Source organism: Pseudoalteromonas sp. S2721 (assembly GCF_005887425.1).
Lineage (GTDB): Bacteria > Pseudomonadota > Gammaproteobacteria > Enterobacterales > Alteromonadaceae > Pseudoalteromonas > Pseudoalteromonas simplex.
The window spans coordinates 1-428 of sequence record NZ_PNCZ01000108.1; the positions used below are offsets into that span (position 1 = coordinate 1).

The 428-nt window shown below is 43.2% G+C and carries 1 protein-coding gene; it reads right to left on the bottom strand.

Going from position 1 to position 428, the window contains the following annotated elements:
- Positions 1 to 364 (bottom strand): TonB-dependent receptor plug domain-containing protein (locus CWC02_RS20485; protein ID WP_171043883.1); only part of this gene is annotated, 364 nt, incomplete at its 3' end.
- Between the last annotated feature and the right edge of the window lie 64 nt (positions 365 to 428).

Consider the following 428-nt stretch of genomic DNA (forward strand, 5'->3'; position numbering starts at 1 on the left):
GACCGATTAATAGTACAAGTGTACGGCGAGAACCCGCACCACGTAAGTTGATTGTTGCTTGAGACTGAGCTGAGCTACCTGAACGCTCTGAGAATGAGCCGAATGAGTTCAGTGAGCTTGAACGAAGAGCATCAGCTACAGTGAAGTCACCTTCCATTTTAATATCAGCAGATGTGATGCTGATTACAGGTGATGCACCTTCTAGGTCAGTACGCTTGATGCGTGAACCTGTTACCTGAATACGCTCAACTTTTTCTGCGCTATTTTCTTCAGCAGCAAAAGAAGATGCAGAAAATGCAGCTGTTGATGCAGCACTAAATGCAATCGCTAAGCGACACGCGGGAGAAACTTGATTATTTAACATTTGAGTCTCCCTGGACAACTCGATTGGTGGTATATTTAGCATAACCTTGTTTATTATTTGTTAT